This window comes from Botrimarina hoheduenensis, from assembly GCF_007859815.1.
Lineage (GTDB): Bacteria > Planctomycetota > Planctomycetia > Pirellulales > Lacipirellulaceae > Botrimarina > Botrimarina hoheduenensis.
Genome location: NZ_SJPH01000003.1, coordinates 645144 through 662651, shown reverse-complemented (window position 1 = coordinate 662651; position 17508 = coordinate 645144). Strand labels below are relative to the sequence as shown.

Below are 17508 nucleotides of genomic sequence, written 5' to 3'. Positions count from 1 at the left end.
CCCCGATCAAACGCTTACCCCGGCGGTTCCCCACCGCCCGAGACCCTGCCGCCCAAGATCCCCGTCTCCCGAGATCCCTGCCGCGCGACGCAAGGGTCAGCGCAGCGTCTTCATGTTCTTGGCATCTTTGGCGATCCGCGAGGTATCGATATCACCGGTGAACGCGGTCCAGAGCCGCGCATTCCGCTTCAGATCGGTCACCCGCTGGTTGACGGCGGCGTTGAAGCGATCGTTCTTGATCCCGTTACGGATCGCGCCCTGGACGTCGCGAAATTCTTTGTGGCCCGCGGGGCGTCGCTCCACCACCCGAACAATGTGAAAGCCGGTGGGGCCTTCTAAGATGGTGCTCAGCTCGCCGGGCGGCAGGGCGAAGATGGCCGCATCAACCTCCTCGGCCATCAGCGCTCCGGCGGTGGTCCAGCCGTGCAGGCCCCCCTTGTTGGCAGTCAGCCCGTGCGAGAGCTGTTTGGCGATGGGCGCGAAGGCGGCTTTGCCGGCGGGGGTTTCGGCGGCGATCGCGTGGGCTTGGTTGCCCATCTCGCAGATGGCACGCCAAGCGTCTTGCTTGCTGCTGAACTTGTCGAAGCGCACCATCAATTCTTCCCACCGCGTGCGTGCCTCGTAGGCGTATTCGTCGCGGTGGTCGTTGTAATAATCCAGCATCTGGTCGTGCGTCACCTCTTGGTCGTACTCGACCGTCTCGGTGAGCCAACTCCGCGAGATCATCTTGCGGTAGTAGTCTTGCCGTCGTTCTTCGAGCGAGGTGCCCAACGTGTTGAGCTTAGCAATGAGCTCGTCGCGGTCCTCGACCCCTAGTTGCTTTCCAAGCCGGGGGAGCTCGGTCAGGTTGAACTGCTTTTCGAGGCTTTCGTGAATCGCTTTGAGATTTGAGTTGGGGACCGTGCTGCGGAAGTCGGCGTAGAACAGCGTCATGTCGAGCCGACTCATGAGCAGCTCTTGCATCAGCTGACGCTTGATCGCCGCGATCTGCTCGGCGGGGATCATGTCGCGCTGCTCGGGGGGAACCCCGGCAAGCCGTTCCTGAAGGACCAGCTCGACCTCCCAGAGCAGGTCGCCGGCGACAATCACCTCGCCGTTCACCCGGGCCAAGACCTCGGCCTCGGCAAGCGGCTTGGCCTCGCCCGCATGCGCAACCCCCGCGGCGGCGAGCACGCCGGCGACTACCAGCACCGCTGGGAGCACCTCAATCGAGCGTTTCGTTAGGTAATTGGGCACGGCGCGATTCGGGTCGGCGTGAAAACAGCGAGCGCGGGCACTCCGGCGAAGCCAACGTCCGGGCGGAAGCGGCACCGCTAACAGCGGAGAGCGACCCCAGAGGGCGGCGGAGTCTAGGCGGCAGCCGAATCCGCCCGCAAGAGCGTTTCCGCGAGCGATAGCAGCCCCGTGGGAGAATCCGCCTCGGGCGGGATGAGCAGATACGCCTCGCGATCGTCGGCGATCCGCAGCCGCCCCTCCGATACCTGGGCCAGGCTCCGGATGGCCGAACGGTCCGTGTACGCCAGCACAAGAAACCGATCCTCTCGCCTGAGCGACTGAACGCCCCACTGGTGGGCCGCGATCCGTAGCCGCGTCAGCTCCATCAGCCGATCGGCTGGCGGCGGCAACGGCCCGAAACGATCCTCCAGCTCGGTGCGGAAATCGAGCAGCTCCTCGTCGATCGCTACCCGTGCCAGCCGGCGGTACAGATCGATCCGATCGCGCTGGTGTCCGACATAGCCGGCGGACAGGTACGCCTCGACCGGCAGATCGATGTTCACCTCGATCGAAGCCCGCGGCGGAAGATTCTGGGTTTTGCGGACCGCATTCTCCAGCAGCGAGCAGTACATCTCATAGCCGACCGAGGCGATGTGGCCGCTCTGCTCCGACCCCAGCAACGAGCCGGCTCCGCGGATCTCCAGGTCGCGCATCGACAGGGCAAAGCCTGCGCCGAGCTGGCTGAACTCCTCGATCGCGCGCAAGCGTCGCGCCGCCTCGGGCGAGAGATGCTTGTTCTCGTCAACGAGCAGATAGCAATAAGAGCGGCGTTCGCTGCGGCCAACGCGCCCGCGCAGCTGGTGCAGGTCGGCAAGCCCGTACTGGTCGGCGTCGTCGATGATCATGGTGTTGGCGTTGGGGATATCGAGGCCCGACTCGATGATCGTTGTCGCGAGCAAGATGTCGTACTCGTGCCGTACGAAACGGGTCATCACCTCTTCCAGGTCCGTGCCGGACATCTGGCCGTGCCCGATGCCGATCCGCGCCTCGGGAACGATCTGCGCGAGCCGCGCGGCGATCTTCTTGATGTCGTGCACACGGTTATGGACGAAGTAGGCTTGGCCCTCGCGATTGAGCTCGCGCACAAGCGCGTGCCGAACCATCTCTTCTTGAAACCGGGTAACGCGCGTTTCGACGGCCAGCCGGTCGGCCGGAGGCGTTTCAAGATTCGAGATGCTGCGCACGCCCAGCAGCGCCATGTGCAGCGTGCGGGGGATCGGCGTGGCGGTCATGGTCAGCACGTCGACCATCGAACGGATCGCCTTGAGGCGTTCCTTGACCGCGACGCCGAAGCGCTGCTCCTCGTCGATAATCAGCAGACCGAGATTGGCGAACTCGATATCGGGCGAGGCCAAGCGGTGGGTGCCGATGAGCACATCAACTTTCCCCTCGCGGCACGCTTTGACGATCTTGCTCTGTTTGCCGGCCGAAACAAATCGGCTGAGCCCCTCGATTGTGAACGGGAACTCAGCCATGCGGTCGCGAAAGGTCCGCAGGTGCTGCTCAGCGAGCACCGTCGTGGGCGCAAGCACGGCTACCTGATAGCCGGCGTCGATCGCCTTGAACGCGGCACGCAACGCGACCTCGGTCTTGCCGAAACCAACGTCGCCGCACAGCAAACGGTCCATCGGCTTGCCGGTGGTCATATCCGCCTTGATGGCGGTGATCGCTTTGAGCTGGTCGGGGGTCTCTTCATAGGGAAACGCCGCGTCGAATTCTCGTTGCCACTCCGAGTCGTCGGGAAAGCGGATGCCGGGGCGGGCATCGCGGCGGGCCTGCACCTCGAGCATCTCGGCGGCAAGGTCCGTCACCGCGCGCTCGGCGGCCTGCTTCTGACGAACCCAGCTCTTGCCGCCGATCTTCGCGAGTGGCGGCTTGAGCTTCTTGCCACCGACGTACTTCTGAACCAGCTCGATCTTTGAGCACGGGACGAAGATCCGTGTACCGCCGTCGTACTCTAGCTCGAGGTGTTCTTCGGTTCGGCCCTCTCTTTCGATCAGCTTCATGCCGCGATAGCGGCCGATGCCGTGGGCGAGGTGAACGATCAAGTCGCCCTCGCGCAATTCGAGGAACGAATCAATCGCTCGGCCCGAGATCGCCCGCCCTCGGCCACGCGCCACGTCGCGACGGTTGAATAGCTCGGCCGAGCTGAGTACCAGCGTCTTGGCACCGACAAAGCGGAAACCGCTCGCGAGCCGCCCTTCGATCAGGCTCAGCCGGCCCTCGGCCGCCATCTCGGTCCTGCCGAGCAACTCGGTAAGACGCTCGACCTCGGCGGTGGTGGGGCACACGATCGCGGCGTGCTGGCCGCGGCCGATGACCTCGAGCTCGCCGCGCACTTTTTCGAGCGCTCCGCTGAATCGTTCGACCGATTCGAAGCCCAAGTGGCCCGTCTCTTCTAGCGACCCCTGGGGGACGCCGGCGAGCGTAACCGACGGGTAGCGATAGATCTCCGCCAGGGTGGATCGAACGTTGTGCAACGACTTCGCGTCGTCAGAGCGTTCGTGATAAAAGCGGCCCTCTTCCTCCAGGTCGGCGGGTTCAACCAGCGCAAACCAGGGCGATCCCGGCAGTTTGTCGCTCAGGTGAGTTGTGAAGTGCGCTCGGTGGGCCGCTTTCGGATCGAGCATCGTGACATCGGTGGCGTCCAGCTTGCCGATGCTGCGCTGAGTCGCCGGATCGAACGCGCGGATCGACTCGATCTCGTCGCCGAACAGTTCGAGGCGAACCGGCAACTCGGCATCGGGAGCGTACAGGTCGATCAATCCGCCCCGGACGGCCACCTCGCCCGGCAACTCGACACCGCTCGTGCGGTGACAGCCGTGATCGACCAGCCAGCGCAGTAACTCGTCGGCAACGATCTGATCACCGACCGACAGTCGGCGTGTCGCGGCGGCGAGCGTGTCGGGCGAAGCAACCGGCTGCAGCAGCGCCTGAATGCACGTGACGATCAGCGCGGGCGTATCGGGCGATCGCAAGCGCTTGAGGGTCCGCAACCGTGCGCCAAAAGCGGCATCGTGTACCACCCGATCCGTACGCTCCGACTGCCAGGCCGGAAACGCCACCGTGGAGGGCATCAACCGCGATGGGGAGGGAAGAAAGTTGGCGAGGTCGTCCGTAAAGCCGGCGACGTCGCTCAGGTGCGGAAGCACGATGATCACCGGCCCGCGGGAACTGCGGGCCAAGGAGGCAGCCACCAGCGCGCGCGACGATCCCCACACTCCGCCCAGCGTGCCACCATGTCCGGCGGCGAGGCTGCTGGTGACGCGGGTGAAGTCGTCGTGTTGGAGAAGTTGTTCCGCGAGCCGCGTTAGGACGCTGGGGGCAGTTTCCGCGGGCGCAGGGGCCTCGGTGCTCACGCCGGCAATAATAAGGCGGTCCGCAGCGAACCGCCATGGAGTCTTTTGGAAACCACGCCAGCGGACGCCCCCTTACCCCTCAGCTATTGAATCGAGAGAGTCCATGTCGATTTATCCTCGTTCTTTAGCCTCAAAGGTCGTGATCGGCGGCGCTTTCTTCTGTTTCGGGGCCCCAACGTCATTTAGCGCGGTCGTCGATCTGCTGCCGCGGGCGTTCCGCACGGTGGCTCTCAACAATACGCCTCTGCCCGGTCTTCCTTCTGAGGCCCGGGCGGAGCAATTTGGCTCGCCGCAAATCGACCGACGAGGGATCGTCAGCTTCAGCGCTCAGCTCCGCCCCTTCATCGGCGGCGTCACCTTCGAGAACGACGGGGCGATCTGGAAAGAATCACAACCCGGCCAAGCCAACCTCGTCGCCCGCGAGGGGGCCCTAATTGCCGACAGCGATTATCGTCACGAGGGAGCGTTCACCATCTCCACTTCGGCGGCTGGCGATCTCTTCTTCGCTACGGGCATGCTGCATGAGTCGTTCTACTCGGGGGGGCAGGTCCCGGCGGGTCAGTCTGCCGCGACGAGCGGTCTCTTCCGCTTCGAGCAAGAAACCGGCGCGCGGTTGTTGGCCACGTCGGGCCCCACCAACACGTTGGTTCCCGCAGCGGGAGGCACGAATGACTCCTTTGCCTTCCCCCTGGATGTCAATGAACAGCAGCAAATCGTCGTGCGCACCGGCAGCGGTTCGGGATCGATTTATGTGTTCGACGATCAGGCGGGACTCAGCCTCATCGGCAACGGGGCAACGCCTGTCATCAACGAACAGGGCGATGTGCTGTACCGGCGTCGATTTGGTGTCGTTGATTCGTTGGTGGTGGGGAACCGAAATCGCAGACGCTCCACCACCCTGGTTACGATGGGCGAATCGGCCAACGGTGCCGAGGGAGCGATCTTTGATCGCTTCTTAAACCTGTCCAACAGCGCCGGCTCTGCGATCTTCACCGCTCAACTAACCGGGAGTGGTGTCGATGCCAACAACGACTTCGGCATTTGGTCCGAAACTAACGGGCTGGGAAGCCCGTTGCAGAAGGTGCTCCGCGAAGGCGATCCGGCACCCGGTGTGGACGATGGTAGCGTGTTTGCCGGCTTCAACTTATGGACGTATCCGGAAACTTTCGGGAACACCGTCGGCTTGGCCGTGACGCTGGGCCTGGCCGGTCCGAACGTCACCAACGAGAACAACAGCGGATTCTGGGTGGGAGTCAATCCGTTTGAACTGCGGCTCGTGATGCGCAAGGGGGATCCAGCGCCGGGTGTGCCCGGCGAACGGTTCAGATCGCTCTTGCAGAATGGCGGAGTCACCGCCGATGGCAGAGGGGTTTTCGCTGCCCGGCTCGTGGGGACCGATGACACCGGCATTTGGGGCGAGCACGTTGATGGATCGCTAAAACTGATTGCCAAAACCGGCGACGGCGTTCGCTTGCCCTCGGGCGAGGTGACCCAACTTCGTTCACCCCGACTCGATCAGAACTATGGCATTGGCCCCCTGGGCCATGTGGTGTTCTTTTCCTCCTTAACCAACGGGCATTTCGGGCTGTTCGTCTCCGACGCGATTGCGATCCCCGAGCCCAACAGTACGGCTTGGATCACGGTCCTGACCGCGATGGCTTGGCGATTTCATAGAAGAACGAGGGCGTAATAGGCCGGAGGTTCTCCCCCGCGGATAGCGGTCAGAGGAAGCGGCCTGGAGCGGGGGGTCCCGGCGGTGACGACCCGAAGCGGGACCATGGTGCGCGCCGCCGTGGGGGCCCATAACCGCGGTCGCTGCTCCCCCTCATCGCGCTGCACGCGCGGCGATACACTACGGCCACTCCGCTCGCCTCGCCCCCGGCCCCGTCGGCCCCCATGCCCCAGTTTGTTGGATCGATCAATCGCTATCCCGGCCGGGCGTCGCTCTCCTGGTACGGCGGTCTGATTGCGTTGGGCTTCTTGCTGCTGTATTTCATGCCCGCCTGCGCGGCCGATCCCGACCGACCGATCTCTCCCCTGGACGCGCTGTTCACCTCCACGAGTGCCTCTTGTGTGACGGGGCTCGTCGTCCGTTCAACGGTGGCAGACTTCTCCACCATCGGACAGGCGGTCATCCTGCTGCTGATTCAGCTGGGTGGGGTCGGGATCATGACCGTCACCACGTTTATCGTGGTCCAATTCGATAAACGAGGGAGCCTTCGGCAACGCAAGGCGATCGCCGATACGCTGGGCGGCGATGGCCAGGGGGACATGCGCCGCATTCTTACTAGCGTGCTTACGATGACCGCGGTTTGCGAGGCGGTCGGCTTCTTGATCCTAACCGGCTACAACCTCGCGAATTACCACCGGTTCATGGAACTCGGCGTCTGGCAGAGCCGGCTCGAGGCAATTTGGCACGCGCTCTTCCACAGCGTCTCGGCCTTTTGCAACGCGGGTTTTGCACTGCACGACGCCAGCCTGACCCCTTTCGCCGATAGCTGGATCGTTAACGGCACGATCAGTCTGCTGATCGTGATTGGCGGGCTGGGCTTTCCTGTGGTGCTCGATCTGTGGCGGGCCCGTAAACGCCACAAGCAGGACCGCTGGAGCGGGCTCCAGCTGCACAGCAAGATCATGCTGATCGGAACTGGGGTTTTGCTCTTGGTGGGATTTTTCAGCTTCCTGCTGCTGGAACGCGACGGGGTGCTCGGCGGCGCGCCGATCGGCGAGCGGATCGTCAAAGCCGCGATGCACAGCGCTTCGTGCCGAACGGCCGGCTTCAACTCGGTCGAGATGCGCGATCTTAGCAGTGCAACGCTGTTTGTCACGATCTTGCTGATGATGATCGGTGCCGGGCCGTGCTCAACGGGCGGCGGCTTCAAGGTGACCACCGCCGCGATCATCGGGCTCCGCGCGTGGGCTACGTTCCAAGGGTACACACGTGTGAACCTGTTCCGCCGCACCCTCTCGCCAACCTCGATTGAACGCGCCGTCGCGACCGCGATGCTCTTCCTGGTGTTAGCCGGGATGGCGGTCACCACGTTGCTCGTGATCGAACAAGCGACCTTCGGCCTCCGCTCAGAACAAGGACTCTTCCTGGACGTGCTGTTTGAGGTGATCTCGGCATTGGGAACTGTTGGACTCAGCACGGGAATCACCACCCAGCTCAGCGACGCCAGTCGGCTGGTGGTTGTGCTGCTGATGCTGCTCGGTCGGCTGGGTCCGATCACCACCTTTGTCGCGCTCTCGCACAGCCAGCGCTCCGAGCCGGTCGAGTTCCCCACCGATGAGCCGCTGGTCGGCTGAACGGTGCGCCTGCATCGCGGGAGCGGCTACCGCTAGGCGGACCGGTAGTTGATAATGACCCGCAACCCGCCCGGCGGGGCGTATTACTCACCTAGCGTATTCCGCCTGTCCCTCAACCTCGTCGCCTCGCTGTGGCCGAACAAAAACACTTTGTCGTCATCGGCCTCGGTTCCTTCGGGGGCGCGCTCGCCGAGCGGCTCTCGGAGAACGGCTGCCGGATCACCGGCCTCGATAGCAGTAAAGATCGCGTCGAATCCCTCAAAGACGTGCTTTACGAAGCGGTTATCGGCGACGCACGCGATCGCGACTCGATCGCCCACTTGCCGGTTTCCACCGCTAGTGCGGTCATCATCAGCATGGGCGAAGACATCACCCAATCGCTGCTCGCGACGCTTCACGCCAAGGAGCTGGGTGCCAAGCAGGTGATTGTCAAAGGCGTGACCAGTGAGCACGCGCGGATCCTCAAGTGCCTGGGGGTCGATCGGGTGATTTTCCCCGAGACCGAGATCGCGCGACAGCTCGCGGACCGGATGACGTGGCCCAACGTGCTCGACTTCCTGCCGATTGATCCAGAGTACAGCTTCCTCGAAGTAGCGACGCCTGATTCGTACGCGGGCAAGCTGCTTCAAGAGCTGGATCTGCGCCGCAAATACAACATCTGGGTGATCGGTGTGAAGGACGCGATGACCGGCAAGCTCGAGATGTTCCCCGGCGGCGAGTACAAGCTGTCGGCCGACCAGGTGCTGCTGATCGTCGGCAAACAGGTTGATATCAACAAGCTCAGCGACCTGCGCTGAACCGCCGTTAACGGCACGAACGAGCGCCCGACAGCCCCCCACTCCGTCTGATCGGCACGATCGGCCCCCCTGGTGGGGGAGGTTCGCGCACGGTTTGTCCGTTGTGGAGGCGGGGGGTGAGCTAGGCTTCTGCTGGAGTCTCTCGCTTGCTTGGTGAAGATTCCCCGCGTTGCTCCTCACGCTGAGCGGTCTCTTCTTTACTCACCCCCGAGGCGAGTTATGCCTCTCTCGCCCCCCGCCCCGCTTACCGCGGGCCCGAAGCCCCTTGCTCCGGCTCCGGTGGCCGAAGCTCCCGCACGCCCCGTGCGCGTGCTGCATGTCATCAACGGCGAGCACTATTCCGGTGCCGAGCGGGTGCAAGATCTGCTCGCCGCATGGCTGCCCGAGTTCGGCTATGAGGTTGGCTTTGCAGCCCTCAAGCCGGGTCGATTTGGAGATTGCCGCGAGGCTGTGCAAGCACCACTGGTCGAACACTCCATGCGGGGTCGGTTCGACCTGCGTCCATCCCGTGCGATCGCGCGACAGATCCGTGAAGAGGACTACGACCTGATTCATGCGCACACGCCCCGATCGCTTGTGATCGCCGCGACCGCCGCGCACCGCACCGGCAAACCGCTGGTGTATCACGTCCACAGCCCCGCCAGTCGCGACTCGACACGGCGGTTTACCAACTTGGTTAACGACGGCATCGAGCGCTGGTTTGGCCGATCGGCCAAACAACTGATTACGGTATCACCGACGCTCACGGACCACATGCTGGGTCGGGGTTTCTCCGCGGACCGCTTGCGGTGTGTGATGAACGGCGTGCCGGGGCTGGAAGAAAACTCGCCCGGTGCTCGGCGGCGCCGCAAGCCGGTCGGTCCACTGGTGATCGGCATGGTCGCCCTGTTCCGTCCCCGCAAGGGTGCGGAAGTGCTGCTGGAAGCCCTCGCCACGCTCCGCTCACATGGGCACGAGGTGCGACTCGAGGCGATCGGTCCGTTCGAGACGCCGGAGTACGAGGCCAAGCTTCACGAGCTGGTCGATAAGCTCGCGCTGACCGACCTAGTTCACTGGGCGGGGTTCACGGACGACGTGCATGCCGCGCTGGCGCGGATCGACACGCTCGCGCTCCCCAGCCTGTTTGGGGAAGGGCTGCCGATGGTGGTCCTCGAGGCCATGGCCGCCGGCCTGCCGGTCGTCGCCACCCGCTGCGAAGGGACCGCCGAGGCGATCCTGCACCGCGAGACCGGGCTGCTTGTTGAGCCGGGTAGCGTTAGCCAGATGACCAGCGCACTGGAAGAAATTATCGCCGGCCGGATCGAGTACGAAGACATGTCGATCGCCGCTCGCGAACGGCACGCCGATCGCTTCAGCGCTCGCGCTATGGCGCGACAGGTCGCCGCGGTCTATGACACGATCCTCAAGCCCGCTTAGTGCGTGTCGCACGGACTTGTCGCGTCAGCGGCGGTGAGCATCACCAGCTGTACCGTAAAAAGAAAGTAAGCTAGGGCTCTCTGAAACGTGCCCTAGCGGATCGCGGCACTCGGGTTGGCGGCTTGTTCGGGCTCGGCTTGCTCGACCACCCTCTTCCAGCCGAACGGAGTCCGCGGGGCGCTGAAGAGTTGGCCCCACAGGCGGGCCATGGTCGCGTTGATTTCCGCTTTGTCGGCGGCAAAGGTGTAGACGGTTTGGCTGCCATCCGGTGCCTGCACGCGCATGGCGGTCGGTAGCAGTCGTTGACGGTCGAGCATCAGTTCCACCTGGCTGTAGTTGGCGGCATCCTGATGGTATTTCGGCAACGCGACCAGCCAGAGCTGACCGGCCGGTGCCCGCGGGTCTAGCTTCAGCCAGTAGCGGCGTTTGAGCTTCTCCGCCTCGGCACCAAATAAGAAGGGAAGCGGCCCATCGACAATGCTCTCGCCCTGCATCTCCTTGGGGATGGGGCGAACCTTGAGCTGCTTCTGCTCGGTTGCGTACTCGTAAACCGCCTCTCCGTCGCAGACCCACTTCTCGCCGATGATGTTGGCATTCTCGACATGCTGCTGTTGGGCGGCGTCCCAGGCCCGCACCTTGGTGATCTCAAACCGTCCCTTATCGGGGCGTTGATAGCTCAGCTCTCCGTCCTCTTCACGCACGTGGATCCGCACGCCGGTCTCCGGATCGGGTGCCGGCCCGAAGACGTGGTCATACACAATCCGTGTGAAGCCGCACGAGAAGGTTTGGATCTTTTTACTCTCCAGCTCCCAAGCCGTGAGCACCTGATCCAGGTAGGCCTCTTCTGCCGGACTGAGCGCAAAACCCTGCGGCGCCTGCGGCGCCATGCCCGCCGGCGGCATCGGCTGCTGCGCCGAGACTAAAGGAGCCAGCAGCAACGCTGCTAGCAGAGCGGCTTGGCGAAGGCGATCGGGCATCGCGAAACACTTCCTGCTAGAGGGGGAATCAATCGGCAGCGACAGACAACAGCACCGCAACACGTCGCGAAGACGGAACTTGGCAAGGGGTACGCAGCACGTCGGGCGGCGGAGCGTAGCAAGGACCTCGGAGCGGCTCTATGCCGAATCCTGAGGTTCTGCCCCCCTTGCTAGAGGGGTCTCGGGCCGCGGTCCACCGGCCGCAGATCTTACGGATACGTCGCTTCTTGCCAGGCGGATCGCCCCCGCGAGCAGCGCCCCGAGCAAGACGTGCCCTCGCGGCTCGGTTTAGTGTACAAACAAACTGTCCCGGCAAATTCCCCGCCGCGTGAACCAATCTTCTGCGTGATGGAGCTCCGCATGTCGCACGACGCTGTCCCTGGCCTGCTGTTCGATAATCAGCCGCTCGCAGAGACGAACCACGACACCCCCAGCGACGACGACACCACGCTCGACGATGGCGCGACCGACTGGGCGTCGGTTGTTGCTAGCAGCAAAACGCAACCGACCGACCACGATCCGGCGGAGCCAACGCCACTCCCACCACGGATGACGCTCGAACTGCTCATCAGTGATCCTGGCGTGATCGGGGCTTTGCACGCCCTCAAGGCCGGCCCTGCCCGCCAAGCCTATGCCAACGACGCCCTGCGGATCGGCGTTGCCGCGTTGCGTGACGCCGCCAGCCGACTTGATACCGAGCGGCTCGAAAGCGCGGGTGAGCGGCTTCTCACCCAGATGAAGCAACGCCTCGACGAGTACGCCTGCAGCACCCAAGAACGCACCGCCAGCGTGCTCAAAGAATACTTCGATCCGCAAGACGGCCGGTTCGCCGAGCGCGTTAGGCAACTGGTCAGCAACGACGGCGAGCTCTCGGCGCTGCTCCGCGAACAGCTCCACGGCGAGGCGTCGCCCCTGGCCAAGATGCTCTCCACCCAGCTGGGACGCGAGAGCCCGCTCATGCGGCAGCTTGATCCCGAGCACGCCAGTGGTGTGGTCGCTCGGTTGCAACAGATGGTCGAGCGGCAGCTCACCACACAGCGGGAACACGTGCTGCGTGAGTTCTCGCTAGATCATGAGGGGAGCGCGCTCCGGCGACTCGTCACAGAACTCACCGGAAAGCACGGCGACCTCACCAAGGAACTTGGCGGGCGGATCGATGAGGTTGTCAAAGAATTTTCGCTCAACGAAGAGAACTCGGCACTCAGCCGACTCGTCCGCAACGTCGATAGCGCCCAACGAAAAATCAGCAGCGAGTTTTCGCTAGACAACAACGAGTCGGGCTTGTCGCGGCTCAAGAACGAACTGCTGACCATCCTCGGTGCCCAATCCGAGGCCAACGCGCAGTTCCAAGAGCGGGTCACCGAAACCCTCGCCCGATTGATCCAAAAACGCGAATCCGCGGCCGCGAGCCCCGAGCACGGTGCCGTCTTCGAAGAGGCGGTCTTCTCGTTTCTGCTGAACGACGCTCAGCAGCGTGGTGACCTGTGCGAGAACACGGGCGCTACGACCGGCACCGTGCGGAGCTGCAAGATCGGCGATGCGCTGGTCACAATAGGACCCGACTCACCGGCCGCTGGCGCGCGGATCGTTTTTGAGGCCAAAGACGCCCGCAACTATTCGGTCCGCAGCGCGCTGGAAGAACTCGATCAGGCCCGCAAAAACCGCGCGGCGAGTTTCGGCGTGTTTATATGGGCCCGGGCCGCGGCACCCGAAGGAACACGCCCCCTCGCCCGCTATCGCAATGATCTCGTCGTTCTCTGGGACGCCGAGGACCCCACGACCGACACCTACTTGCTCGCTGCGATCGAGATCGCGCGGGCCTGTGTGGTCGAGTTCCATCGGGAACAAACAGACGACTCGATCGACCACGAGGCCATCGATCGGGCGATCAACGAGATCGAGAAACGGGCCGCGAATCTCGACAAGATCCGCAAGCCCGCCGAGACCATTCGCTCTTCGAGCGAAACGATCCTCGAACGCGTGCGGATCGATCAGCAAGCACTCGAACGGCAGGTGCAGGTGCTCCGCGAGAAACTCGCAGCCCTGATGGCCTGAGGCCCGAGGCCTGAGGCACGTCGCGGGCCATCGGTTTGCTTTATAGCGATTAGTGCGATTGCCGAGCCGGGGCGCGCGAGCCGCTGAGGAAAACACGCGGCTTCGGTGTAAGATAGGCGGATGCCCTCCACAAGACGCCATCGACGCACGAGGGAATTGCTGCTGATGGCGGCAACTGTGGTTGGTGGCCTAGGAATACCCCTGATCGACGTGCTCGCTGTGGAGACGTTCGTCTTCCGCGAACAGCCGTTTGGTGGCGGTGCCGTAGCAGCGCGCACCGTCGTCGGGCAAGTTTTACTCAGCGACTCGACCGGCGGTGTGCTGCTCGATTCGGTTGATGGTGGTCGGTATTTGATCTCCGGCGACGATGTGGTTAGTCGCTTCGCCGACGACGCCCCCTTCACCCCCGTCACCGCGGAGGGCTTGGGCGAACGCCTGCTCGAAGAGCTGCCGCCCGGCTTCCGTGTGCACACGACCGAGCACTACGTTATCGCGTACGACACGAGCCGCGAGTATGCCGAGTGGGCCAGTTCGCTGCTGGAGAGTCTCCAAGAGGCGCTGGTCCGCTACTGGACCCGTCAGGGGCTGGAGCTGCACGCCCCCCGTTTTCCGCTGGGCGTGGTGATCCACCGATCGGCGGAAGACTACCAACGTATCGCCCGCGCAGAAATCGGCACGGCGGGGGCCGTCGGCTATTACAGCATGCGGACCAACCGCGTTCGGATGTTTGACCTGACGGGCAGCGACGAAGTGCGGGGCGGGGCGCGGGGCCCGCGCAGTGGGTCACGCCGCGAGATCACCCAGATGCTCAGCGTGCCCGCCGCCGAACCGCTGGTCGCCACGATCGTTCACGAAGCGACGCACCAAGTGGCGTTCAACACCGGCGTGATGCAACGCTTCGCGGATCTGCCGCTGTGGCTGGTCGAAGGCATGGCGGTCTACTTTGAGGCCCCCAACGCGGGCAGCTCGCGCGGATGGCGTGGCATCGGCAAAGTGAATCGGCAACGACTCGTCAGTTTTCGTCGCAATCTGCCCAAATGGAATCGCAATTCGCTCACGAGCCTCATCGGCTCGGACCTCCGCTTGCGCGACGCGCGCACGGCAGCCGACGCCTACGCCGACGCCTGGGCTCTGAACTACTTCCTCATCCAGCGCCGCGAAGAACAGTACGTGGCGTACGTCAAAACGATGGCGGACAAGAAGCCGCTCGAAGGACCCGAGGCCAACGCGTCGGCCAGCGAGATCGCGCGCGACCGCTTGGCCGAGTTTGTCACCCACTTCGGGCCGCTGCCCGAGCTGGAGCAAGAGTTCTTGCGGACCATGTCCCGGCTCAAATAGCCACCGGCAGCAGTGCCTCGTCGGGCCTGGCTCGCTTCTGAGGCTTTCCCGGTCTTTCCTGAAGCCCCCGTGATTCCTAAAGCTCCCGGCTAGTTATCGTTTGTTCAGTCGTGGTTGCAAGGTTTACACCAGCCGTGTCGGTGTGGAACGGGCCAGCAGCGGTAGCAGAAGGACCTCTAAAAGCAACTTAAGCCATTAATTTATAGTTACTTAGGGAATACCAACCGACACCTCTCAGAGCCGACGAACGGGTTTGGCACGAGGCGTGCTTTACTCGTCTCTCGTTACAGGGAAGGTCATCAACCAACGCCCACGGGGCCAACGCCCGCATCATCCACCACGGCTTGAGCGGCACGTCCCACCCGGCACCTTATCCCGCTATCTGCTCCATCCGGAACGAGAAGGAACTTTACGATGGTTACTGCTAGCAAGATTCGCTGCGTTGTTATGGTCGCCTCCGCCGAATTGGAAGGCATGCCCGAGCGCTCGACAACACGCTTCCGCCCCAGCGACCTGCTTCCTTGGGCCGATCCACACATCCGTTCGCTGATCGAGCAGCTTCAAGACGAGGTTAGGCAAGAGCAGAACGCCGGAACCGCGATCGATCTGAGTTCGCACGCCCACACGCCGTTGGGTCAGGCCTTGCTGGCAGACTCGGGCATCTGATTCGCGTCGACTTCCACTCGTTGAGGCACCGCTGCAGCGGTGCCCTGAAGCGGCCTAAGGGGGCGCGCCTCGTTCGGCAACAACCAGGCGCCGCGCTTCAGCAGCAAACAGCAACGACCCCGTGCCCACCACAGCTCCCGCACGCCCGGCTAGCCGGGTGGCCAACTTGTAGGCAGCCGCTGGATCAGCGGCGGTCTGGCAAGCGACTCCGTCGCCGGCGATTTCACGCACCTTGTTCTCCAACGCTCCCGGCGCGAGCGCTCGCGGATTATCGACGAACCTCGTCGCGACGATCTGACTAAATCGTTGCACAAGCGGGGCGAGCACCGCCCCGACATCTTTGTCGGCGGCGATCGCGATCATCAAAACCCTGCGCTCCGCAGGAATCCCCGCGCACAACGCGTCAAGCGCGTCAACCAAAGCGGCAACCGAAGCGTCGTTGTGGGCCCCGTCGATCACCACCAGCGGCTCGCCGGGGAAGCGCTCGAGTCGGCCTGGCAACCGGGCCGTGGCCACCCCCGCGCTGCGGGCAGCGGGCGTAATCCGCGAGTCGTGCTCGGCGAGCAGCCCCAGCGTTGCCAGCGCCGTGGCGGCGTTCTCGGCCTGGGCGAAACCCGGCAGCAAGGGGCGTACGGGTTCGATAAGCTCGATGTCGCCCGTACCGGTTAATCCCCTGTAGGACCAGGCGTCGCCACGGCGCTCAAGGTGAAAGTCGCGGTTCCGCTGCAAGAGCGGCGCGGAACGCTCACCGGCAATCTGCCGAATGACCGCCGCCGGTTCGGCTTGAACCACACCGCTGACGATCGGGATCGTTGGCTTGATGATGCCGGCTTTCTCTGCGGCAATCAGCGCGAGCGTATTACCAAGCTGCCGCGTGTGATCGAAACTGATGCTCGTGATGACCGCCACCTCGGGCGTCACGATGTTCGTCGAGTCGAGCCGGCCGCCCAGCCCCACTTCAATGACGGCCCAGTCGACCGCGTGATCAGCAAAGTGCTGCAGCGCCATTGCGGTCGTCAGATCAAAGAAAGTCGGGCCCGCCGCGCTGGCGTCCATGGCTTCGGCCGCTTCGCGTACGCCAGAGACAAGCCGCACAAGGGCTTCGGCACAGCAGGGCTGACCGTCGATCGCGAAACGCTCTTCAAGGCGATCAAAGTGCGGCGAGCTATACACTCCGACACGCTGGCCGCTGGCCCGTAAGGCGGCGGCGATCATCGCCCCGGTCGATCCCTTACCCTTGGTGCCGGCCACGTGGACGATCCGCAGTCGGTCCTGGGGGTTACCGAGCCGCGCGGCGAGCTCCCGCATCCGCTCAAGCTTCAGCCCCTGCTCGCTGTAGGGGATCGGCGTGCTCGTCTCATAATTGATCCGGCTGTAGAGCCAGGCAATGGCCTCGTCGCGACGGCTGGCGTAGGGTGGAAGTTTCACGGCCTGATGATAGTACGAAGGCATTGCGCGGGCCACGAGTGTCGTGGCCCGGGCAGGTCACCGTGCAAGTTGATCCGTTGAACCACTCTGCCGTTCTCCTCCCCCTTTTCTTGACACCCCCGTATCCTGTGGTGATGCGTACCGTGACAAAAATTTGCCTCGTGACCCTCACCTTGGTCGTGGGGTTTGTCGGCGTTAACGCCGGTCGGCTTCTGATGCGCGTTATCGAGGCAATCGACGTGGCGGGCGGACCCGAGTACCTGGCGGAGCCCCTCGTCGATCAGCTCTTCGATCGGTTCAACGAATCCGGCTACGGAGCTCCCCCGCTCAACACCAGCGATCCGCTGCTCGCGGATCGTATGATTATTGTTACCGAAGGCATGAACGAACGCGTTGCCGCGCGGGTGATCCGCGAACTTCGGTATCTTGCCGCCGCCAATCCGGACGCCCCAATCACCTTGTATCTTTCGACACCCGGCGGATGGCTCGACGCGGCATTCGCGATCGTTGACACCATGCGCTCGATCTCGCCGCGCGTGAATGTGGTCGCCACAGGAGGCTGCTACTCGGCCGGAACGGTGATCTTGGCGGGCGCGACGGGCCGCCGCAGCGCCACGCCCAACACGCTGCTCTCGGTGCATGTGAACGACTATCTGCCCGAAGGAAACTTCAGCGCCGACGATCGCGAGCTAGCGCGCTTCCGCGCGATCTACGCCGAGCAGACGGCGATCCCCCAGGCGTGGTTCGATGAACCGGGCGACAACCACTACTATCTCGACGCGCTGCAGGCGCTGGAGCTGGAGCTGATCGAGGCCATCGACTCCGTCAATCTACCGGCTGGCGTACCGGCGGACACGGACAAAAACAGCCGCGTGCCGGCGGCCTGAGCCG

General features: G+C 63.8%; 12 protein-coding genes. 8 read left to right on the top strand and 4 right to left on the bottom strand.

Annotated features, from left to right (window positions below; genetic code table 11):
- Positions 1–96: 96 nt before the first annotated feature.
- Together Pla111_RS09915 and mfd are read right to left on the bottom strand one after the other, a co-directional pair.
- Positions 97–1236, bottom strand: coding sequence for a peptidylprolyl isomerase (locus tag Pla111_RS09915; RefSeq protein WP_146573820.1), 1140 nt, complete (start codon positions 1234–1236; stop codon positions 97–99).
- A gap of 113 nt (positions 1237–1349) precedes the next feature.
- Positions 1350–4634, bottom strand: a complete 3285-nt coding sequence (mfd, locus tag Pla111_RS09910) for a transcription-repair coupling factor (RefSeq protein ID WP_146573818.1) — start codon at positions 4632–4634, stop codon at positions 1350–1352.
- 103 nt (positions 4635–4737) lie between these two features.
- Between mfd and Pla111_RS09905 the strand changes: the two genes are divergently transcribed.
- The 4 genes from Pla111_RS09905 (at position 4738) to Pla111_RS09890 (ending at position 10153) form a co-directional block, all read left to right on the top strand.
- The gene (locus tag Pla111_RS09905; protein ID WP_146573816.1) at positions 4738–6324 is read left to right on the top strand and encodes a DUF7453 family protein; all 1587 of its coding nucleotides are present in this window, start codon (positions 4738–4740) and stop codon (positions 6322–6324) included.
- A gap of 206 nt (positions 6325–6530) precedes the next feature.
- Positions 6531–7940, top strand: a complete 1410-nt coding sequence (locus Pla111_RS09900; protein WP_146573814.1) for a TrkH family potassium uptake protein — start codon at positions 6531–6533, stop codon at positions 7938–7940.
- 131 nt (positions 7941–8071) lie between these two features.
- A complete protein-coding gene (locus Pla111_RS09895) occupies positions 8072–8737 on the top strand; it encodes a potassium channel family protein (RefSeq protein WP_146573813.1) in 666 nt (221 codons plus the stop codon).
- Between the two features lie 219 nt (positions 8738–8956).
- Positions 8957–10153, top strand: a complete 1197-nt coding sequence (locus Pla111_RS09890; RefSeq protein ID WP_146573811.1) for a glycosyltransferase — start codon at positions 8957–8959, stop codon at positions 10151–10153.
- 92 nt (positions 10154–10245) lie between these two features.
- Here the strand turns inward: Pla111_RS09890 and Pla111_RS09885 are convergent, their stop codons facing one another.
- Positions 10246–11130, bottom strand: a complete 885-nt coding sequence (locus Pla111_RS09885; RefSeq protein WP_146573809.1) for a hypothetical protein — start codon at positions 11128–11130, stop codon at positions 10246–10248.
- Positions 11131–11490: 360 nt separating this feature from the next.
- On the opposite strand from Pla111_RS09885, the gene Pla111_RS09880 reads away from it, so the two are divergent.
- The 3 genes from Pla111_RS09880 (at position 11491) to Pla111_RS09870 (ending at position 15189) form a co-directional block, all read left to right on the top strand.
- The gene (locus Pla111_RS09880; protein ID WP_146573807.1) at positions 11491–13185 is read left to right on the top strand and encodes a hypothetical protein; all 1695 of its coding nucleotides are present in this window, start codon (positions 11491–11493) and stop codon (positions 13183–13185) included.
- 120 nt (positions 13186–13305) lie between these two features.
- Entirely contained in the window at positions 13306–14523 is a 1218-nt protein-coding gene (locus Pla111_RS09875; protein ID WP_146573805.1) for a DUF1570 domain-containing protein, read from the top strand.
- Positions 14524–14937: 414 nt separating this feature from the next.
- Positions 14938–15189, top strand: a complete 252-nt coding sequence (locus Pla111_RS09870; protein WP_146573802.1) for a hypothetical protein — start codon at positions 14938–14940, stop codon at positions 15187–15189.
- 54 nt (positions 15190–15243) lie between these two features.
- Here the strand turns inward: Pla111_RS09870 and Pla111_RS09865 are convergent, their stop codons facing one another.
- A complete protein-coding gene (locus tag Pla111_RS09865; protein WP_197524914.1) occupies positions 15244–16617 on the bottom strand; it encodes a bifunctional folylpolyglutamate synthase/dihydrofolate synthase in 1374 nt (457 codons plus the stop codon).
- A gap of 161 nt (positions 16618–16778) precedes the next feature.
- Between Pla111_RS09865 and Pla111_RS09860 the strand changes: the two genes are divergently transcribed.
- Positions 16779–17504, top strand: coding sequence for an ATP-dependent Clp protease proteolytic subunit (locus tag Pla111_RS09860; RefSeq protein ID WP_197524913.1), 726 nt, complete (start codon positions 16779–16781; stop codon positions 17502–17504).
- Positions 17505–17508: the final 4 nt, after the last annotated feature.